Genomic DNA, 250 nt, shown 5'->3' on the forward strand with positions numbered 1-250 from the left:
GCTGCTGAATCAGCATCAACAAGTGCTTCAGAGTCAGCATGCACATCTGCTTCTGATTCAGCATCAACAAGTGCTTCAGAGTCAGCAAGAACATCTGCTTCTGATTCAGCATCAACAAGTGCATCAGAGTCAGCAAGAACATCTGCTTCTGAATCTGCATCAACAAGTGCATCAGAGTCAGCAAGTACATCCGCTTCTGAATACGCATGTACCAGTGAATATGAATAAAGATGTAGATGGGCTTGTGGTG

General features: G+C 44.4%; 1 pseudogene. It reads right to left on the reverse strand.

Features of this window, described 5'->3' with window-relative positions:
* Window positions 1-250 (reverse strand): annotated as a pseudogene (locus tag N8O80_RS09580) (adhesive domain-containing protein); the annotation flags it as partial.

It is taken from the genome of Streptococcus mitis (assembly GCF_946190155.1).
GTDB lineage: Bacteria > Bacillota > Bacilli > Lactobacillales > Streptococcaceae > Streptococcus > Streptococcus mitis_CL.